This is a genomic window from Arthrobacter sp. TJ-170 (genome assembly GCF_058269305.1).
This window is the reverse complement of sequence record NZ_JBZCNL010000008.1, coordinates 1-17,367: the sequence shown is the minus strand read 5'-3', so window position 1 is coordinate 17,367 and position 17,367 is coordinate 1. Positions and strand designations below refer to the sequence as shown.

Annotated in this window: 14 protein-coding genes and 3 pseudogenes; 10 read left to right on the top strand and 7 right to left on the bottom strand. The window is 60.2% G+C overall.

Features of this window, described 5'->3' with window-relative positions; translation table 11 throughout:
• Window positions 1-32 precede the first annotated feature (32 nt).
• Complete coding sequence (metE, locus tag AC4D1W_RS14205) at window positions 33-2,360, top strand: 5-methyltetrahydropteroyltriglutamate--homocysteine S-methyltransferase (RefSeq protein ID WP_490899160.1); 2,328 nt, start codon at window positions 33-35, stop codon at window positions 2,358-2,360.
• Window positions 2,361-2,440: 80 nt separating this feature from the next.
• On the opposite strand, the gene AC4D1W_RS14200 is transcribed toward metE, so the two are convergent.
• Entirely contained in the window at window positions 2,441-3,376 is a 936-nt protein-coding gene (locus tag AC4D1W_RS14200; protein ID WP_490892335.1) for a LysR family transcriptional regulator, read from the bottom strand.
• Between the two features lie 425 nt (window positions 3,377-3,801).
• Here AC4D1W_RS14200 and nrdH point away from each other — a divergent pair, with 425 nt between their 5' ends.
• The 5 genes from nrdH to AC4D1W_RS14175 all read left to right on the top strand — a co-directional run bounded on the left by nrdH (window position 3,802) and on the right by AC4D1W_RS14175 (window position 8,369).
• Window positions 3,802-4,047: a glutaredoxin-like protein NrdH gene (nrdH, locus tag AC4D1W_RS14195; RefSeq protein WP_490892334.1), complete on the top strand. Its 246-nt coding sequence runs from the start codon at window positions 3,802-3,804 to the stop codon at window positions 4,045-4,047.
• Between the two features lie 46 nt (window positions 4,048-4,093).
• Window positions 4,094-4,552, top strand: coding sequence for a class Ib ribonucleoside-diphosphate reductase assembly flavoprotein NrdI (gene nrdI / locus AC4D1W_RS14190; protein WP_490899159.1), 459 nt, complete (start codon window positions 4,094-4,096; stop codon window positions 4,550-4,552).
• Window positions 4,549-6,699, top strand: a complete 2,151-nt coding sequence (gene nrdE / locus AC4D1W_RS14185) for a class 1b ribonucleoside-diphosphate reductase subunit alpha (protein ID WP_490892332.1) — start codon at window positions 4,549-4,551, stop codon at window positions 6,697-6,699. The genes nrdI and nrdE overlap by 4 nt, the downstream gene beginning before the upstream one ends.
• A 129-nt stretch (window positions 6,700-6,828) precedes the next feature.
• On the top strand, window positions 6,829-7,803 hold the full coding sequence (gene nrdF, locus AC4D1W_RS14180; protein WP_490892331.1) for a class 1b ribonucleoside-diphosphate reductase subunit beta: 975 nt from the start codon (window positions 6,829-6,831) through the stop codon (window positions 7,801-7,803).
• 347 nt (window positions 7,804-8,150) lie between these two features.
• On the top strand, window positions 8,151-8,369 hold the full coding sequence (locus AC4D1W_RS14175; protein ID WP_490899243.1) for a type II secretion system F family protein: 219 nt from the start codon (window positions 8,151-8,153) through the stop codon (window positions 8,367-8,369).
• A gap of 555 nt (window positions 8,370-8,924) precedes the next feature.
• Here AC4D1W_RS14175 and AC4D1W_RS14170 read toward each other — a convergent pair.
• Complete coding sequence (locus tag AC4D1W_RS14170) at window positions 8,925-9,377, bottom strand: SRPBCC family protein (protein ID WP_490899158.1); 453 nt, start codon at window positions 9,375-9,377, stop codon at window positions 8,925-8,927.
• Between the two features lie 71 nt (window positions 9,378-9,448).
• Here AC4D1W_RS14170 and AC4D1W_RS14165 point away from each other — a divergent pair, with 71 nt between their 5' ends.
• Complete coding sequence (locus AC4D1W_RS14165) at window positions 9,449-9,610, top strand: hypothetical protein (protein ID WP_490899157.1); 162 nt, start codon at window positions 9,449-9,451, stop codon at window positions 9,608-9,610.
• Between the two features lie 756 nt (window positions 9,611-10,366).
• Here AC4D1W_RS14165 and AC4D1W_RS14160 read toward each other — a convergent pair.
• A pseudogene (locus AC4D1W_RS14160) lies at window positions 10,367-11,546 on the bottom strand (IS30 family transposase).
• Window positions 11,547-11,677: 131 nt separating this feature from the next.
• Between AC4D1W_RS14160 and AC4D1W_RS14155 the strand changes: the two are divergent.
• Together AC4D1W_RS14155 and AC4D1W_RS14150 are read left to right on the top strand one after the other, a co-directional pair.
• A pseudogene (locus tag AC4D1W_RS14155) lies at window positions 11,678-11,881 on the top strand (recombinase family protein); the annotation flags it as partial.
• 131 nt (window positions 11,882-12,012) lie between these two features.
• A complete protein-coding gene (locus tag AC4D1W_RS14150; protein ID WP_490899156.1) occupies window positions 12,013-12,102 on the top strand; it encodes a helix-turn-helix domain-containing protein in 90 nt (29 codons plus the stop codon).
• 38 nt (window positions 12,103-12,140) lie between these two features.
• On the opposite strand, the gene AC4D1W_RS14145 is transcribed toward AC4D1W_RS14150, so the two are convergent.
• Together AC4D1W_RS14145 and AC4D1W_RS14140 are read right to left on the bottom strand one after the other, a co-directional pair.
• Window positions 12,141-12,878, bottom strand: a complete 738-nt coding sequence (locus AC4D1W_RS14145; protein WP_490899155.1) for a class I SAM-dependent methyltransferase — start codon at window positions 12,876-12,878, stop codon at window positions 12,141-12,143.
• Between the two features lie 151 nt (window positions 12,879-13,029).
• Entirely contained in the window at window positions 13,030-13,767 is a 738-nt protein-coding gene (locus AC4D1W_RS14140) for a toll/interleukin-1 receptor domain-containing protein (protein WP_490899154.1), read from the bottom strand.
• Window positions 13,768-14,535: 768 nt separating this feature from the next.
• Between AC4D1W_RS14140 and AC4D1W_RS14135 the strand changes: the two genes are divergently transcribed.
• The gene (locus AC4D1W_RS14135) at window positions 14,536-14,910 is read left to right on the top strand and encodes a cupin domain-containing protein (RefSeq protein WP_490899153.1); all 375 of its coding nucleotides are present in this window, start codon (window positions 14,536-14,538) and stop codon (window positions 14,908-14,910) included.
• Window positions 14,911-15,906: 996 nt separating this feature from the next.
• On the opposite strand, the pseudogene AC4D1W_RS14130 reads toward AC4D1W_RS14135, so the two are convergent.
• Window positions 15,907-16,457 (bottom strand): annotated as a pseudogene (locus AC4D1W_RS14130) (recombinase family protein); the annotation flags it as partial.
• 443 nt (window positions 16,458-16,900) lie between these two features.
• Window positions 16,901-17,338: a hypothetical protein gene (locus AC4D1W_RS14125; protein WP_490899152.1), complete on the bottom strand. Its 438-nt coding sequence runs from the start codon at window positions 17,336-17,338 to the stop codon at window positions 16,901-16,903.
• Window positions 17,339-17,367: the final 29 nt, after the last annotated feature.

The window sequence follows — 17,367 nt, the reverse complement described above, 5'->3', positions numbered from 1 at the left end:
AACCTAACGACCGCTAGAAAAAGGACATTCTTATGACCACCGCATTCCCGAAAGCCACCATCGTCGGATACCCGCGCATCGGCCGTCGCCGCGAGCTGAAGAAGGCTGTCGAGGCCTACTGGGCCGGCCGCACTTCAGCCGCAGAGCTGGAGACCACCGCCGCCGAGCTGCGTGCCGCCTCCTATGCCCGCTTGAGCGAGCTCGGGCTGGAGGCAGGCAACTACTCCATCCCGGCGTCGTTCTCCCTTTACGACCAGGTGCTGGACACCGCCGTCACCTTCGGTGCCGTGTCGGACCGCTTCAAGGACCTGTACGACGGCGACGGCTCGCTGGGCCTGGACGCCTACTTCACGCTCGCCCGCGGTGACAAGGAGCGCCAGCCGCTCGAAATGACCAAGTGGTTTGACACGAACTACCACTACCTCGTGCCCGAGATCGGCCCCGAGACCGCCTTCTCACTCGCGAACGACTGGGTTCTGCGCGACGTCGCCGAAGCCGCCAAGGCCGGGTACACCGTGCGGCCGACCCTGATCGGTCCCGTCACCTTCCTGCTGCTCAGCAAGGCTGCCGACGAGGCGCCTGCCGGCTTCAACCCGCTCAGCCGCCTGGACGACCTGCTTCCGCTCTACGTCGAGCTGCTGGGCAAGCTCGCCGAGGCCGGCGTCGAGTGGGTTCAGCTTGAGGAGCCTGCCCTCGTTGCAGACCAGGCGCTTCCTGAGAGTGAGGTAGCGGCCGCCGTCGAGCGTGCCTACGCAGTCCTCGCCACGGAGGCGCAGAACCGCCCGGCGATCCTGGTCACCAGCCAGTACGGTTCGCTCGGTTCGCTGCTGCCGGTGCTCGCGGGGACCGCTATCGACGCCCTGCACATCGACGTCTTCAAGGGCGCCGTTCCTGCCGCAGAGGAGCTGTCAAACCTCGGATCAACCATCCTGGTCGCCGGCGTCGTGGACGGACACAACATCTGGAAGGCCGACCTCGGGGCCGCCGCCTACAAGCTGGCCGAACTGGAAGCTTCCGTGCCCGCGCTAGCCGTGTCCACCTCTACGTCCCTGCAGCACGTCCCGCACGACGTCGAGGACGAGCAGCAGCTCGACGCACAGCTGCGCAGTTGGCTGGCATTTGCAGACCAGAAGGTGACCGAGGTCGTCACGCTCGCGCGGGCGATCGGCAACCCGGGAGCCATCGACGCCGAAATCGCTGCAACCGATGAGGTGCTCGCGTCACGCGCCGGGGCAGCAGGTGTGAACCGCAGTGAGGTGCGTGACCGCGCCGCCGCGCTTTCGCCGTCGGACTTCTCCCGCGGTGACTTCGCTGCGCGTCTCGCCGCCCAGGAAGAGGCACTGAACCTGCCCGCGCTGCCGACCACCACCATCGGTTCCTTCCCGCAGACCGCCGAGGTGCGCTCGGCTCGCGCCCGTGCCAACAAGGGTGACCTGACCGCCGAGCAGTACGAGCAGCTCATGAAGGACGAGATCAAGCGCGTCATCGACCTCCAGGAGGAGCTGGGCTTCGATGTCCTAGTTCACGGTGAGCCGGAGCGCAATGACATGGTCCAGTACTTCGCTGAGAACCTGGACGGCTTCGACGTCACCGTTCACGGTTGGGTCCAGTCATACGGTTCGCGCTGCACCCGGCCGTCCATCCTGTGGGGTGACGTCAGCCGCCCGGCTCCGATCACCGTTCCGTGGACGGAATTCGCACAGACGCTCACCGACAAGCCGGTCAAGGGCATGCTGACCGGCCCCGTCACCATCCTCGCGTGGTCCTTCGTCCGTGACGACCTGCCGCTGGGCGACACCGCGAACCAGGTTGCCCTCGCCCTCCGCGACGAGGTCTCCGATCTGGAAGCCGCCGGCATCAAGATAATCCAGGTGGATGAGCCGGCGCTGCGTGAACTCCTGCCGCTGCGCAAGGAGGATCAGGCCGAGTACCTCGAATGGTCGGTCAACTCCTTCAAGCTTTCGACGTCGTCCGCGGCTCCCGAGACGCAGATCCACACCCACCTGTGCTACTCGGAGTTCGGCGCGATCATCGATGCCATCGACGGGCTTGACGCCGATGTCACCTCGATTGAAGCGGCCCGTTCACGCATGGAGGTTGTGCACGACCTCGAGGAGCACGGCTTCAAGCGCGGCGTCGGTCCGGGCGTCTACGACATCCACTCGCCGCGCGTTCCCGGCCAGGAAGAGGTCGTCGAACTGCTCGAGAAGGCTGTCCAGCATGTGCCGGCACGCCAGCTCTGGGTGAACCCGGACTGCGGCCTGAAGACCCGCGGCTACGCCGAGACCGAGGAGTCGCTGCGGAACCTGGTCAACGCCACGGTGGCTGTCCGCTCCCAGCTGGAGGCTTCGGTCTCCTAGCAACTACCTCGCTGGAAGAAGCACCTGAAGCGCGGGCCGGTTTCCGGTCCGCGCTTCTGCATTATCTGATGCGCTGGAGATTACGCCGGACGGCTGCTCGTCCGCGGGGCGATCTGCCGGTCCTTCAGGACATCGGTGAGCTGGTCCATGAAGAGGCGCACCTCGGTGGTCTGCTTTCCCGCAATCTGCAGGGCGAAGATGCTGCGCGCGAGGCGGATCTCGGGAACGTCCAGCGCAACGATGCCCTCCGGTGAGCTCAGCATGGCAAGCTCGGGCACTAGCGCAGCGCCCATGCCGGCCGCCGCCATGGCCAGGCTGGCGTTGAAATCGTCGCAGTACGCCGCGATATGCGGATGCAGGTTGCAGCTGGCAAACAATCTCTCGATGACCGTTGCATCTGAGGTGCCGGGGTGGTGCATGATCCAGGGCATATCCGCCAGCTGCTCGGCCGAGACCGTGGAATCCTCTGCGATTCCCCATGCCGCCGGCAGCACCACGCGAAAATTGTCATCGCCGATCCACTGCCGGCTTACCGACGAGGGCCAGGCCAGCCCGCCCTGCCCCACCTGGAACACCAGGGCGAGATCGAGTTCCCCACCGGTGCGCAGCCCATGAATGGTCTGCGCCGGCTCGCCGACAAAGACCTTCAGGTTGATGCCGAGCTGTTTCCACTGCGGCGTGCCAATGAGGCGGGGGAGAGCGAAAGTGGCGAGGCTCGGGAAAATACCCAACCGCAATTCCTGCGTCGCTGCCGCTCCGGCCTTGGCCGTTGACGCCATGAGAGTGTCGATATCCGTCAGCACCTTCGAAGCGTGGCGTGACATTACGACGGCGGCCTCCGTAGGAATCGCACTCCGCGCGGACCGCGTGAAGAGAGTGACGCCGGTGTCCCGTTCGAGGGCCGACATCTGCTGCGAAACCGCTGATGCTGTGTACCCGAGCCGGGTGGCGGCGGACGCAAAGGATCCGTGCCGAATGACCTCAAGCAGGGTCCGCAGATGAACGGGATTGACCACGTCGACATCCTCTCACGCCTCATTTCGGCTTCGACCTGCCACATTGCGTGCCGGACCGTTTCCGTGTGGTTAGATCCTGCCCGATGGGTACAGCGACACGCCGAGCAGACACGACACGCACTCGATTTTCCTGTGTGGACAGCGCTCCACAGGCTGTGGACCGGGGTGCCTGAAACCGCGGGTTTGAGCGGTTTCCGATGCCTCGTGCATGTGGATTCCCTGTGGACGAATCGACCAGCAAATGACATACTTGTAATACATCATCTTGGGGTCGGCGCCGCCACGTTGCACTAGATGTAGTATCTAGATATCGAATCACCTGCTGGCGAGGCAGTCTCCGCATCGACCGTTTGACGGTCGGAAGAGCGGTATGAAGCTCACCAACATTAGCCGAATAACAGCACTTCACAAGGGGAGTCAGGGACATGACCGTCACGGTTTACACCAAGCCAGCATGCGTACAGTGCAACGCCACCTACCGGGCCCTGGACAAGAAGGGCATCGCCTACCAGAGCGTCGATATTTCACAGGATCCTGCGGCGCTGGAGCGGGTTCGTTCGCTCGGCTACATGCAGGCGCCCGTCGTCATCACCGACCAGGATCACTGGTCCGGATTCCGTCCTGACAAGATCAACGAACTCGCCCAGGGGTCGGTCAGTTCCGTAGCCTAGTTCGGGCTGCACCTTTCACCCATTCGCGAGGGCGGATGTAGTCGGCATGACAATACCAACCATCATCCGAAGTGCCCGCGGAAGGGCAGTTGGGGAGCCGTTGGAGACTGACGCGTCGCTTATCTACTTTTCGTCGGCGTCGGACAATACTCACCGGTTCGTCAGCAAACTGCCCGTCCGTTCCGCGCGTATTCCGCTCCTCACCAAGGAAGACACGCTGCACGCGCTGAGGCCGTTCGTGCTGGTTCTGCCCACCTATGGCGGAATCAGCGGCCAGGGAGCAGTACCCAGGCAGGTGATCAAGTTCCTCAACGTCGCGGACAACCGCCGCCTGCTTCGGGGAGTGATCGGCGCCGGCAACACAAACTTCGGAGACACCTACTGCCTTGCTGCGGATATCGTCGCAGCAAAGTGCGGTGTTCCCGTTCTGTATAGATTTGAACTTATGGGCACGTCCGAGGACGTTGACCGGGTAACCCAAGGATTGGAAGAGTTTTGGACATGACAGTCGCTGAAACAGAAGCACCCGCACTTCCCGAGCGTTTCAAGGGCCTGGGCTATCACGAGCTCAACGCCATGCTCAATCTGTACGGCCCGAACGGCGAGATCCAGTTCGAGGCCGACCGGGAAGCCGCGCACCAGTACTTCCTGCAGCACGTCAACAACAACACCGTCTTCTTCCATGACCTTGAGGAAAAGCTCGACTACCTCGTGAAGAACGAGTACTACGAGCGGGAAACCCTCGACCAGTACACGATGAACTTCATCCGTGACCTGTACAAGCGTGCCTACGGGAAGAAATTCCGGTTCGAAACCTTCCTCGGCGCGTTCAAGTTCTACACCTCGTACACGCTCAAGACATTCGACGGCAAGCGCTACCTGGAGCGTTACGAGGACCGCGTCTGCATGGTTGCCATGCACCTCGCACGGGGCAATGAGGAACTAGCCACCCGCATGGTGGACGAGATCATCGAGGGCCGGTTCCAGCCGGCAACCCCAACCTTCCTTAATGCCGGCAAGAGGCAGCGCGGCGAGCTGGTTTCCTGCTTCCTGCTGCGTATCGAAGACAACATGGAGTCCATCGGGCGCTCCATCAACTCGGCGCTCCAGCTGTCCAAGCGCGGCGGCGGCGTGGCCTTCGCGTTGACCAACATCCGCGAGGTCGGCGCGCCGATCAAGCAGATCGAGAACCAGTCCTCCGGTGTCATCCCCGTGATGAAGCTTCTCGAAGACAGCTTCTCCTACGCCAACCAGCTCGGTGCCCGCCAGGGCGCCGGTGCCGTGTACCTCCACGCGCACCACCCGGACATCAACCGCTTCCTCGACACGAAGCGTGAAAACGCCGACGAGAAGATCCGCATCAAGACCCTCTCACTGGGCGTCGTCGTCCCGGACATCACGTTCGAGCTGGCGAAGAAGGACGAGGACATGTACCTCTTCTCGCCCTACGACGTTGAGCGCGTCTACGGTATGCCGTTCTCGGACGTCTCGGTCACCGAGAAGTACTACGAGATGGTTGATGACTCACGGATCAAGAAGACCAAGATCAAGGCCCGCGAGTTCTTCCAGACGCTCGCCGAGATCCAGTTCGAGTCGGGCTACCCGTACATCATGTTCGAAGACACTGTGAACCGGGCCAACCCGATTGACGGCAAGATCATCATGTCCAACCTGTGCTCGGAGATCCTGCAGGTTTCGCAGCCCACCACGTACAACGATGACCTCTCCTACGCCGACACCGGCAAGGACATCTCGTGCAACCTGGGCTCGCTGAACATCGCGAAAACCATGGACTCGCCTGATTTCGGCAACACGATCGAGACCGCCATCCGTGCGCTCTCGGCCGTCTCGGACATGTCCAACATCACCTCGGTGCCATCGATCGCCAAGGGAAATGACTCCTCACACGCCATCGGGCTCGGCCAGATGAACCTTCACGGTTACCTGGCCCGGGAACGGGTGCACTACGGCTCCGAGGAGGGCCTGGACTTCACCAACATTTACTTCTACTCGGTGGTCTACCACGCCGTGCGGGCTTCCAACCTGCTGGCGAAGGAGACCGGGCAGACCTTCGGCGGTTTTGAGAAGTCGAAGTACGCGTCCGGAGAGTTCTTCGACAAGTACACCGATCAGGAGTGGGTCCCGCAGACCGAGCGGGTGAAGGAACTGTTTACCAAGGTGCACATTCCCACCCAGGATGATTGGCGTGAGCTCAAGGCCTCTGTCATGGAGCACGGCATTTACAACCAGAACCTGCAGGCCGTGCCCCCGACCGGTTCGATCAGCTACATCAACAACTCGACCTCGTCCATCCACCCGGTGGCAGCGAAGATCGAGATCCGCAAGGAAGGCAAGTTGGGACGCGTGTACTACCCGGCGCCGTACCTGACGAACGACAACCTGGAGTACTACCAGGACGCGTATGAGATCGGCTTCGAGAAGGTCATCGACACCTACGCCGCTGCCACCCAGCACGTGGACCAGGGCCTTTCGCTGACGCTGTTCTTCAAGGACACTGCCACCACACGCGACATCAACCGTGCGCAGATTTACGCCTGGCGCAAGGGCATCAAGACGCTTTACTACATCCGGCTCCGCCAGCTTGCGCTGGAGGGCACTGAGGTGGAGGGTTGCGTCAGCTGCATGCTGTAACGCGGTAGTAAGCCAACGACGACGTCGGCGGGCCGGCGTTCAAAAGCCGGCTCGCCGTCGTCGTACATTAGTTAATGGAATTCACCGCCCTTGAAAGGGCAGTTCGAACGAACGGGACAAGGGGTCACAATGACCGAGAAGGTTAAGTTGCTGTCGCACGTTGAGGCGATCAACTGGAACCGCATTCAGGACGACAAGGATGTCGAGGTCTGGAACCGTCTGGTCAATAACTTCTGGCTGCCTGAAAAGGTGCCGCTGTCCAACGACGTCCAGTCCTGGAACACGCTGACGCCAGTAGAGCAGCAGCTCACCATGCGCGTGTTCACCGGCCTGACACTCCTGGACACCATCCAGGGCACCGTTGGCGCCGTCTCGCTGATCCCCGATGCGATCACCCCGCACGAAGAAGCCGTGTACACGAACATCGCGTTCATGGAATCGGTGCATGCCAAGAGCTACTCCTCCATCTTCTCCACGCTGGCCTCCACCAAGGAGATTGACGAGGCATTCAGGTGGTCTACGGAGAACGTGAACCTTCAGAAGAAGGCCCACATCGTCATGGATTACTACCAGGGCGATGATCCGCTGAAGCGGAAGGTGGCCTCCACGCTGCTGGAGAGCTTCCTGTTCTACTCCGGCTTCTACCTGCCCATGTACTGGTCCTCGCGTGCCAAGCTGACGAACACGGCGGATTTGATCCGGTTGATCATCCGCGATGAGGCAGTTCACGGGTACTACATCGGGTACAAATTTCAGAAGGGCTTGGAGAAGGTTTCCGAGGAAAAACGCCAGGAAATCAAGGATTACACTTTCGAACTGCTCTTTGAGCTGTACGAAAACGAAGTTCAGTACACGCATGACCTGTACGACGGCGTTGGCCTGGCCGAGGACGTCAAGAAGTTCCTGCACTACAACGCCAACAAGGCGTTGATGAACCTGGGCTACGAGGCGATGTTCCCGTCGTCGGTCACGGACGTGAACCCGGCGATCCTGTCGGCGCTGTCACCGAACGCGGATGAGAACCACGACTTCTTCTCGGGGTCGGGTTCGTCGTATGTCATCGGCAAGGCAGTCAACACTGAAGACGAGGATTGGGACTTCTAGGTCCGTGTGAGATCGGAAGCTAGTTGGCGATTTGACGACTAGTTGGCGATACGGGACCGGATAACTGGCGGAAACAGAGCTTGTTGGCGATTACGGACATCAGGGCAACGTCCCAATGGGTCAGTCGGACTCGCAACAGTTACAGCGGTCAAGGCTTTCTACGCCGAAACCGGTTGGCATTGCAATCCTTGGCGTCTCCGTCGCTGGTAGTGGGGGTTGTTCACCTCCACCACCGTCGGCAACGTCGTCATGGAACGCCCGGTCAGGGAAGCTGCCGATGCTAAAAACCAGGATGACAGCATCGCTGAAGAACCGGGCAAGCATGCGATCTTCCCCCGAAGTTACTCATCAACTTCATCTCGATCGGTGAGGAGACAGGCGACCCGTCCACCTCGCTGACCTCGGTCGGCAGGCTCTACGACCGCGTCATCGATGAGATCACCAGTCGGATGGAGGCGCTCATCCGGACGTTCTTCCTAGTGACAATTGCCATCATGATTGGCGTAGTCGCGGCGGCAATCTACTTACCATACTTCTCGCTCGGCGACATCGTCAGCCATTACTGACTTGTTGTTGTCCAGTGCGGCGGAAAGTTAACAATTCTCGGCATAACTTTTCCTATCTCTAACAATTGTTAAAGTCGGGAAACCCAAAGCTCAAGCGGGTCGCTCCTGCCGAGATCCAACCGGCATGCATTTCTCGATCGTTTAGATGCCGAAATGCTGCCACTGTGCCCCGGTTGCTGCCTAGGCAGATGGCCACCTTACAAGCACTAGAGGAACTTCCTAACGCATGGGTGTAACCTGAAACGTCGGTTTGCGGACCGCTACTACAAGCTGGTGATACTCGTTAGCGGTGTCAGTTTGACTGGCTGACTGAGAACGTCCACTTTGACCCACCAAGGCAGACGGTCATCCGCTCCGTCGAGAGCAAGTTCGACTTCACCATCAGCAACGTCCTGGAACCAGAGGCCAGTGGAACGCGCCTCACCTACCGTGTCGAGGCCGGCAGCCTCGGCGGATTCTTTGGCAAACTCGCGGACCCGGTGTCCGTCAGCGATCTCAGTTGCGCCGTCCGTAAATACACGCGGGTCCTCGGGCTCCCGGGCGGTTCAGTCCTTGCTAACCCTTCGGTAGGGCGGCCTTCTCGGTGGCGGCCAGCATGTCGGTGAAGGTCGCCGTCAGCATCTTGTCGATCAATGGGCCGGTGAATCGGCCGATTGGACCACCCCTGGGCACATATCGGTAGTCGAATGTGGCTAACGTTCCGTCGTCGTCAGGTTCGAGCGTGAGCGAGGACTCGGCCTGCTTGAACGGCACCGACACGTTGGGCTGATTCTGAGTGTCGATCCTGCGACCCTCCTGCCATGTGGTGACGGTTTCATCCATGCTGCCGATCGGCTTCAGCTCGACGCGGCGGCGAGCACCCACGCCGCTGGTCTGGTCCCCGATGGCTCTCGTGGCTCTTAGGCCATCCCAATGGCTTGCGAGATTCGAGAAGTCTGCATACACGGCCCATACGGAACTCGGGGGCGCAGACATGCGGCGTTGCACCGTGATATGACGTTCGGGCATGAGAACCACTCCAAGTGTCGGGCTGGCTGTAGGGTAGTGCGCTGTACCCATCCCCATGGTCGCACCAGCAGATGCACCGCACAATCAGGTTGGACCGCACTGGGCTCTACCTGGCGGGGCTGCGCGGCGACTACAAGGACGACCTCGCCCAGGGGCACCTGGCCGCCGTGATTAGCGGTGTCGCGCTGGGTACACCCAGCGCAACCAAGCCTGTCCGTAAGGGGGCCGACTAGCGTGGCTGATGTGGAGTCTCTGCTGCACGGCGCCGTTTGGCATAAGAGATGGTGACCGCAGCTAGCAATGGGCCCCAAGCGACCAGGGGTAGGTACAGAAGGCCAACCAGGTTCGCTCCGGGCGCGGTCATCTCGGGGTGCGGGGTACTCCACCAAAAGAGCAGTGGAGTCCATAGGAAGGTCAACAAAGCTGCGCCGGTGAAGGCCACGGAAACCACCGGAATCGTGGGAACCAGACGACCACCAACCAGAGGCGCCCAGCGAGGTAGGACCTCTCCCCATGGCTTGATGAGAGCAAGGGTTAACAGAGCGAAGAACTCTGTCAGCACGCTGAGTACTAGAAGGTAAGCCCATCCCCATCCGGCTACATCGAGGTCGATTAATTCCTGCTCGGTGAATCCGCCCGAAAACCCGAAGATCAAGGAAATTCGCCAAAGAGCGGATAGAAGCGGCGTCAGTGCGGCAGCATGCGCGGCGACACGCGCTCATCTTGGGGGATTAAGAATGATCTTCGGGATCTTGGAACATTCGACGTCGAGGTCACGTCCTCAACCCTAGGTCGGCGCCGCGGAATTGACGCCAGCATTGAGGAGGAACCGGTAACGCTCAATGCACTGCTTCGGCTTTTTGTCACCATCCCATAAGTCGATCCGCGACGGCGTGCCGGTCAGCAGTTTTGAGCTATCCGAAACCAACATCCTGCCCAAGTGCTCACACCCGCCCGATTCCAGCTAGTCACCAAAGGTGTGGGCGGTTTCAGATGGTCGTCGCAACAGACGGTTTCGATGGGTCTAAGAGTAGCTTTTCGAGTGCTGCGGCGGGCGTGATGCCGTCGAGGGTTCTGCGGGGTCGCTGGTTGAGTTCGGTGGCGACGTCGAGGAGGTGTTCGGGGCTGTGTGCGTTGAGGTTGGTGCCCTTTGGGAAATACTGGCGCAGCAGCCCGTTCGTGTTTTCGTTCGACCCGCGCTGCCACGGCGAGTGGGGGTCGCAGAAGAAGATTGCTATGTCAGTCGCGACGGTGACCTCGCGGTGGCGGGCCATTTCGGTGCCTTGATCCCAGGTGAGTGAACGGCGTAGGTGCCGGCAGTGTGCTGATCGTGGCGACGAGGCCGTCCCGGACGTTCTCCGCACTGTGCCCGTCCGGTAGGTGCACCAGCATCAAATAGCGGGTGGTTCGCTCAACAAGGGTGCCGATCGCAGAACCTGATGCGGACCCGACGATGAGATCACCTTCCCAATGCCCAGGCACTGCCCTGTCGGAGGCTTCAGCGGGACGCTCACTGATCAGGATCTTGTCCCTGATGCGCCCTTTCGAGGTGAAGTGCAGGCCGCGGGGTTGACGTGCAGCCCGGCCCGTTCGAAGGTGTTTATGCAGGTCAGCGCGAAGGTGCCCGCGGCCTTGGACGAACAGAGACTGGTAGATCGTTTCGTGGGACACCTGCATTTCCTCCCGCCCCGCAAACACCCGGTTCAGGTCATCGCTGACTTGTTGCGGCGACCAGTTCTTCCGCAATCGTTCCTCGACCACAGCGACCAACCGGGCGTCGGTGAGCTTGCCGGGCTTGGGCCTGCAGGCTCGCTGATCACACCGTTTCTGCGCCGCGTAGGGGCGGTAAGCGCCAGTACCAGGCCTGCTGTTCCGGCGCAGCTCCCTGGAAATCGTCGATGGTGCCCGGCCGAGTTCCTTGGCGATATGACGAACGCCCGCGCCGGTCAGGCGCAGGTCCGCGATCTTCAACCGGTCGTCCTGGCCCAGATACCTACCCGAGCGGGGCCGCTCCGCGACAGGGAACCGGCCTCCAGCTGCTTTGATCCACCGATAGCCCTGAGTCCTATGCACCTCCACAGCCTCACACGCTGCCCCGGCCGTGTAGCCCTGCCGGAGGAGCCCCCAGAACCGATCCTGTCGATTCCTCGAAGCCTGATTTCCTCCCATAGCAACACCTCATCAAATAGGTGTTGCGACGACCCCTTGAGGCCAACTGTGGGTTGGAGTACACCCATACGCAACGGACCGTATCGGACCAATAGCGTCGCGTTGGGGTCCCATCCTTACTACTGCAACACATGATTGCTTATGCTCGCGACCGGGACACAGTTGTTGTCTCCTCCATGGATCGCCTCGCTCGATCGGTCGTGGATCTGAACCAAATCGTAGGGGAGCTGACCACCAAGGGTGTAGCGGTGGAATTCATCAATGAACGCGTGACCTTCTCTCCTGGAAGCTCGGACCCTTTTGCGGAGTTTCAGCTGAACATCATGGCCTCTTTCGCTCAGCTTGAGCGCGCCATCACGAAAGAGCGGCAAGCCGAAGGCATCCGAGCGGCCAAAGGCACGCGGCGTCTACCAGGGCGGAACACGAAAGATCACGGCCGAGCAGTTGGCGACGGGCGCGTGGGCTCGTGTCCGCGGGAGTGCCCAAGGCGGAAGTTGCCCGTCGGCTCGGTGTTGATCGATCAACCCTGTACCGGACACTCGCACACAAGACTTAACCTTCGCCCTAAGACATCGGACAAGCATTACGGAGGGTTTAGACGTGCGCGACGAACAGCCAGCCACGGGTCGGCGCATAGGGCAGGTCGCGGACCTCGACGCCCACGAAGCCCACCTCCGCTAGCGAGTGCCGCAATGCCTCTTCGGTCCTGAAGCGGAGCATTGAGGTGGAGTCGATGCGCTCACCATCGACGTGGAAGATCGTCGGTGAATCGAACGTTACAAACTCGCCATCGACGGCGGTCACCTGCACCCAGTCCTCTACTGCACCTTCACCTTCGACCTCCACCACCTGCCGGGTCAGTTCCTTAGTCCAACGTTCCCAGCCGCGGTCTGATGGCTTCCTTGTCTCGAAGGCGAGGTGTCCGCCCTCACGGAGGCAGGAGTGAACGGCGTGCAAGGTGGATAGCCACTCGTCATCGTCGAGAAAGACCTGCGCGACGTTCGCGGTCATCGTTGCCAAGTCATAGCGCTTCTGTTGGGCGGGATCAGCCGCCACATCAAGCACCGTCCCAACAACCCACTCCGCATGGTCGGAGTGCACCTTCGATCGTGCAACTGCCACAGATGCTACGGCGGGATCAACCCCCAGAACACGGATGCCCTTGGCCGCTAAACGGCTGGCGAAAGTACCCGTCCCGCACCCCACATCCAGAACGGTCCTGGCGCTGAATTCGTCCACCAGGTGGGTGTAGGTATCGAGATCGCTTCGATCCGGATCCAATGGATCGTAGACGCGAGCGAGGCGTGGGTTAGAGAAAACTGCATCAGGCACCCGGCAACCCTATGGCTGGGCAGCTATGACTCGCAACGAGCAATCCGAGCTAACCGTTCGAGGCGCCCCTACTGGGCCTTTACAACGTCAGCGATTGCCTGCGCCAATTCCTCGACTGTTTGCAACGATGAGTTGAGTGCGTGAATCCCCCCTAGAAGGGGTGAGTTCTTGATGACCTCGTCTTTGGAAACCATACGGGAAGAATCAGGTTTCCGCCGGACTCCATCTTCTTACCAAAGAGAGCATCCAGTTCGGCTTGCGTCCATTGTTTGCGGAAGAAGTCTGGGGAAACGATCACAACTCCGAAGCGACAGTTCGCAATGCCTGATTCGATCTCCTGCCTGATGCTCTGGCCGACCTTGATGCGGAGCTCGTCGAACCAGACGCTTACCCCTCGACCTTCGAGGGCGTCCATGAGAGGCCGGGCGATGTCATCTTTGTCTTCACTTGCATGAGAGAGAAAAACGTCGCGAGACGGTGTATCAGTTTCTTCGGTGATGGAGAGAGTTGGACGGGGCTGAGTCCTAGGGTCGAATTGGGCAGCGGCGCTGATGGTACGTCGAGTCACTTCATCGAGCGCTTTACGCTGGGCCTGGCGTTGATCCTTCTCGTACCGCTGAAGCGTAGTGTTTACTTTGCCCTCAGTCGCAGCGAGTTTCTTCTCGGCTTGTGCGCGTTTCGTCTCTGCATCATTGGCTGCTTTAGTCGCTCGTTGGGCTTCAGAAAGTTTGCTCTTGATGGTGGAGGGGTTCTTGGATTTGCCTGCTGCTTCGCTAGCGGTAGCGGCCTTTTTTCTTTGCGTTGCGACAACCGTGCTCGCACGTGCCACTTCTTCCCGAAGGCGGGAAGCCTCCGACCGCAGCCGTCGGAGCTCTGATTCATTGCTCATGTATGCCCCCTCATAAGTACTGACGCAACCATCCTGTCAGGTGGCGCCGACAAGAACTCCGCGTTGGTTACCCATAGGGTCCGGAAGGTAGACCGTGGAGGTAGTCAAGCTCAGCTGGGGTAGAACATCTCCAGGAACGCCGCTTCGATGGTGAGGAATTAGGCAACTTGTTGCATGACGCGTTCGAAGGTTTGCTCGTAGGAACTCCATTGGGCGTCTCTGTGCCCTTCGGGGTACCAGTCGTTGTTGTAGAGCGGCATGCGCCAGATGCCGGCGCGCGGCGGGGCGTAAAGCACTTCCTGGGGCCTCAGACGCACCGAACGCCGCAAAGACCGTAGGTGGGGGCATTAGCGACGTATTGGTTCCGGCCATGCGTCCAGTATGCCTGCAGGTCAGAGGCCTATGACTGTTGGTGAAGGTCGAGCACGTTCCAAACGAGTTCCCCGTTATCGTCCCAAACACTGTGGTCGCGACGTTCAGCCAGCGGGCGGCAACGCCAACGGCGGCGTTTCCAAGCAAAGCAAATACCCCTCCGATGTCTTTCTGTTCAAACGTGCACGGGCGCCCGCCGGGGAGGGGCCGAAGTCACTGACAGCACCTATTGACAAGTGCCTCCGGCTAAGAGCAACCTGAGAACCTCATACGCAAGTTCGGTTCAGCCCCTCTCCAGCACGTCGGTCCAGGCTCCGCCGGACCTGCATTCCCGGAGCACTCATAGAGCTTCCGGAGGAGCAGTTATAAACCACTCCCTGTTGAGGAGAACTGAAAATGCCCGCAGTAACTGTCACAAACCTTGAATCAAAGTCCTTCAATGAACCGGATGAAAAGCGCCGTCCGCCTAAGACAGAAGTCGACGTCGTCAACATTGGTGGTACCACGCTGGGCCGGTTCACCTTCGAGCCAGGTTGGCGCTGGTCCGAGACCGTTAAGACCGTTGTCAAAACCGACAGCTGCCAAAGCAACCATCTGGGTTTCTGCACCGCCGGGACGCTCACGGTCCAGCTGGAAGACGGGACGCGCAACACAATCCACGCCGGTGACGCCTACGCCATTCCTCCTGGCCATGATGCTTGGGTTGAAAACGACGAGACGTTTGTGGGGTACGAAATCATGAGTGCGGCCACATACGCCAAGCCGGAGTAGATGATTGGGTGGGGTCAGTCCCGACCGCTTGGGGCTATTGGTTCGAGGAGCAGATAGCTGTTGAGACTCCGGTTCCAAGGAAATGGGACACGTGATCAACCTGTTGAACGGCCCGCCCGGATGTCGGAATGCTATGGCAGAAGTGGTGAGGGCACTGCGCTTTGGAACGTAGCGCAAAGGAAAGCCTGTCGATTGGGGGAGCGGCAGGCTTTCCTGTCCTGAACATACAGCGCGCGAATCTCGACATCAAATGGAGGATCGCGGGGCTGCATTACCAATCTGGCCGTGCTCCGATCCGCCCGAATTGCTCCCGGCAAGAGGGAGACTCAAACAGCCTGTTTCTCATGATATTGGGGAATCATAAGGGGGCAGTCTTGCGGTGGCTGTCACTGGTCTGAAACATCCGTTACTTAGCGGCCTTCAACGGCAAACAATGAAGAGCTTCGCTCGTCAAAAACGACCCTTTTGCCTCGCTTCCTTCGCTTGCACAAAAAGTGGTGTGTTCCGTAGGCGTAAGTTAGGTACTAAACATCAGTCGTGGCGATTCCGTGCCGGAACGAGAATTGACACTTCTGCCGATTGTGATCGGTGGTGTGTCAAAGCGCAAGAAGGCCGTGAAGGCCGCCGGGGCCAAGGTCGTAAAGACGGTCTTGAGTCGTTGCTCTTCGATGAACCCAAGAAGCAGCTGCTGGGCGCGCTGGGGGAGCCGGGTGTGAGGCCCGTAGCGTGGAGGATCGAAAAGTTTGGGCACACCACTGGACCCCCAGCCGGGAGGTTCACTAAAGTTTGAAATGACGTAAACGGCAGAGGCGCTTTCGGCGCCTGGGAGGGAGTGGCATATCGACCTTGACGGATACCAGATGTTAAATACCCAACCGGATGAAAGCCCCTCCTGAGGGGCTTTCTCTATCTGTCGGCTAGGTACTGACTCCGTCTCTTGCTTTCCGACAACGGGGCGGTATCCCTCGGGTAGGTAGCAATCCATTGTTGGGCGTCGAGGTGGGCGATTCGCCGGTACAGAGTAGCTCTCGACATGCCGAGGTCACGTGCGACGTGGGAGGCGGGCTGGCCTTGTTCGATGAGCCGGCGAGCATCGGCGATCTGGCTGTCGCTGAAAATCGGGCGTCGGCCGCCGAGGTCGAGGCCAGCCTCGCGGCGCTTGGTATTGGAGTCGTTGACGCGTTCACGCTTAATCTCGAGTTCCATCTGGGCGAGAGCAGCCATGACGGTGAAGACCATCGAGCCCATGGGTGTGCCGGTATCGACATTTCCGCCGCCAAGGTTCAAGACCCGCAGATTCACCTTCTGCGCCCGGAGCTCATCGGCCAGGGAGAGCATGTTGGAAGTGGAGCGGCCGAGATGATCAAGGGTAGTGACGATTAGGGTGTCACCTTCATGCAATGCGTCGAGTGCCTTGTCGAACTGGGGTCGTCGAGCATGGGCGCCACTGACTCCGTGATCGACATTAGATCGTCGCGGCGAACGCCGGCGGCGAGTAGATCGGCAACCTGCCGATCGGTGTCCCTCAGTAGGCGCAGCAGAAGTATTAGTGAGACGCCAACGTCCTTACCCCCATAGCCGGAAGTTGGCCATCGCCAGCTATCTCGACTCCTGCGCACCTCGGGGAGCAGGTGATGAGAAGCCGCAATGAGATACGCATCAATTCATCCCCCTGAGGCACGGCATCGCTAAGCTCTGCGCCCCTAGCCTTACTGCCCTTCGGTGTGCCGCTACTCGGCCTTGCCAGCGCGGATAGGCTTGAGGAATCAAATTTATGTCAAGAATTGAGCGGGAAGGTCAGGGAGTACCTATTCAAGGCTTGTCGCTGTTTCCGCGGGTCAGGGCGTAATTTGGGGAGCTATTGGGAAGTTCCGGGAACTCCTGCTTGTAAACAGAAGGTCAATGTTATGCCGACCTCGGCACAACATTGATTGTTCCGATTTCCAGACTTTTTTGATGGCTGCTTGAACGGCTCTGCAGTGCCGTGGCGTTATGGCATCGTCACGGGTGCTGCTGATTTACGGAGGACCTGGGCCGCATCGAGCTTGGCCGCACGCCAGAGTGTTATCACCAGCAGGATGGTTGCCGGGACCCAGATGATGCGTTCGATAAGCGACGGGGACGCGATGTTCAATGCCGCTCCGATGACCATCAGGGCGCTGGTCCCATACATGAAGCGGCGCCGGATCCCAACGGGCACCCATGACGTTCCGGCAACGGCCGCCAGGGCCAGATAGATCGCGGCGGTAACCGCGCTGCTGGCACGCAGGGAATCGGGCAAGACCCCGGAATTCGCTCCTCCATACGCTGCCGCGGCCCACGGTGCGCCGCCGGCCAGTGATGCGTGGAAGCCGGCAACGACCAGAAGGAGGGCCGCCGCAGCTTTTCCGGGTCGGGACGCAGGACAATGTTCTCTGGTGAGTTTCATGGTGTTTCCTTATTTGGTGGGTACTGCCG

Coding starts and splice junctions, on each gene's coding strand:
- metE (WP_490899160.1), top strand. CDS start 33: ATGACCACCGCATTCCCGAAAGCCACCATCGTCGGATACCCGCGCATC.
- nrdH (WP_490892334.1), top strand. CDS start 3,802: ATGACCGTCACGGTTTACACCAAGCCAGCATGCGTACAGTGCAACGCC.
- nrdI (WP_490899159.1), top strand. CDS start 4,094: ATGACAATACCAACCATCATCCGAAGTGCCCGCGGAAGGGCAGTTGGG.
- nrdE (WP_490892332.1), top strand. CDS start 4,549: ATGACAGTCGCTGAAACAGAAGCACCCGCACTTCCCGAGCGTTTCAAG.
- nrdF (WP_490892331.1), top strand. CDS start 6,829: ATGACCGAGAAGGTTAAGTTGCTGTCGCACGTTGAGGCGATCAACTGG.
- AC4D1W_RS14170 (WP_490899158.1), bottom strand. CDS start 9,377: ATGCCCGAACGTCATATCACGGTGCAACGCCGCATGTCTGCGCCCCCG.
- AC4D1W_RS14165 (WP_490899157.1), top strand. CDS start 9,449: ATGCACCGCACAATCAGGTTGGACCGCACTGGGCTCTACCTGGCGGGG.
- AC4D1W_RS14140 (WP_490899154.1), bottom strand. CDS start 13,767: ATGAGCAATGAATCAGAGCTCCGACGGCTGCGGTCGGAGGCTTCCCGC.
- AC4D1W_RS14135 (WP_490899153.1), top strand. CDS start 14,536: ATGCCCGCAGTAACTGTCACAAACCTTGAATCAAAGTCCTTCAATGAA.
- AC4D1W_RS14125 (WP_490899152.1), bottom strand. CDS start 17,338: ATGAAACTCACCAGAGAACATTGTCCTGCGTCCCGACCCGGAAAAGCT.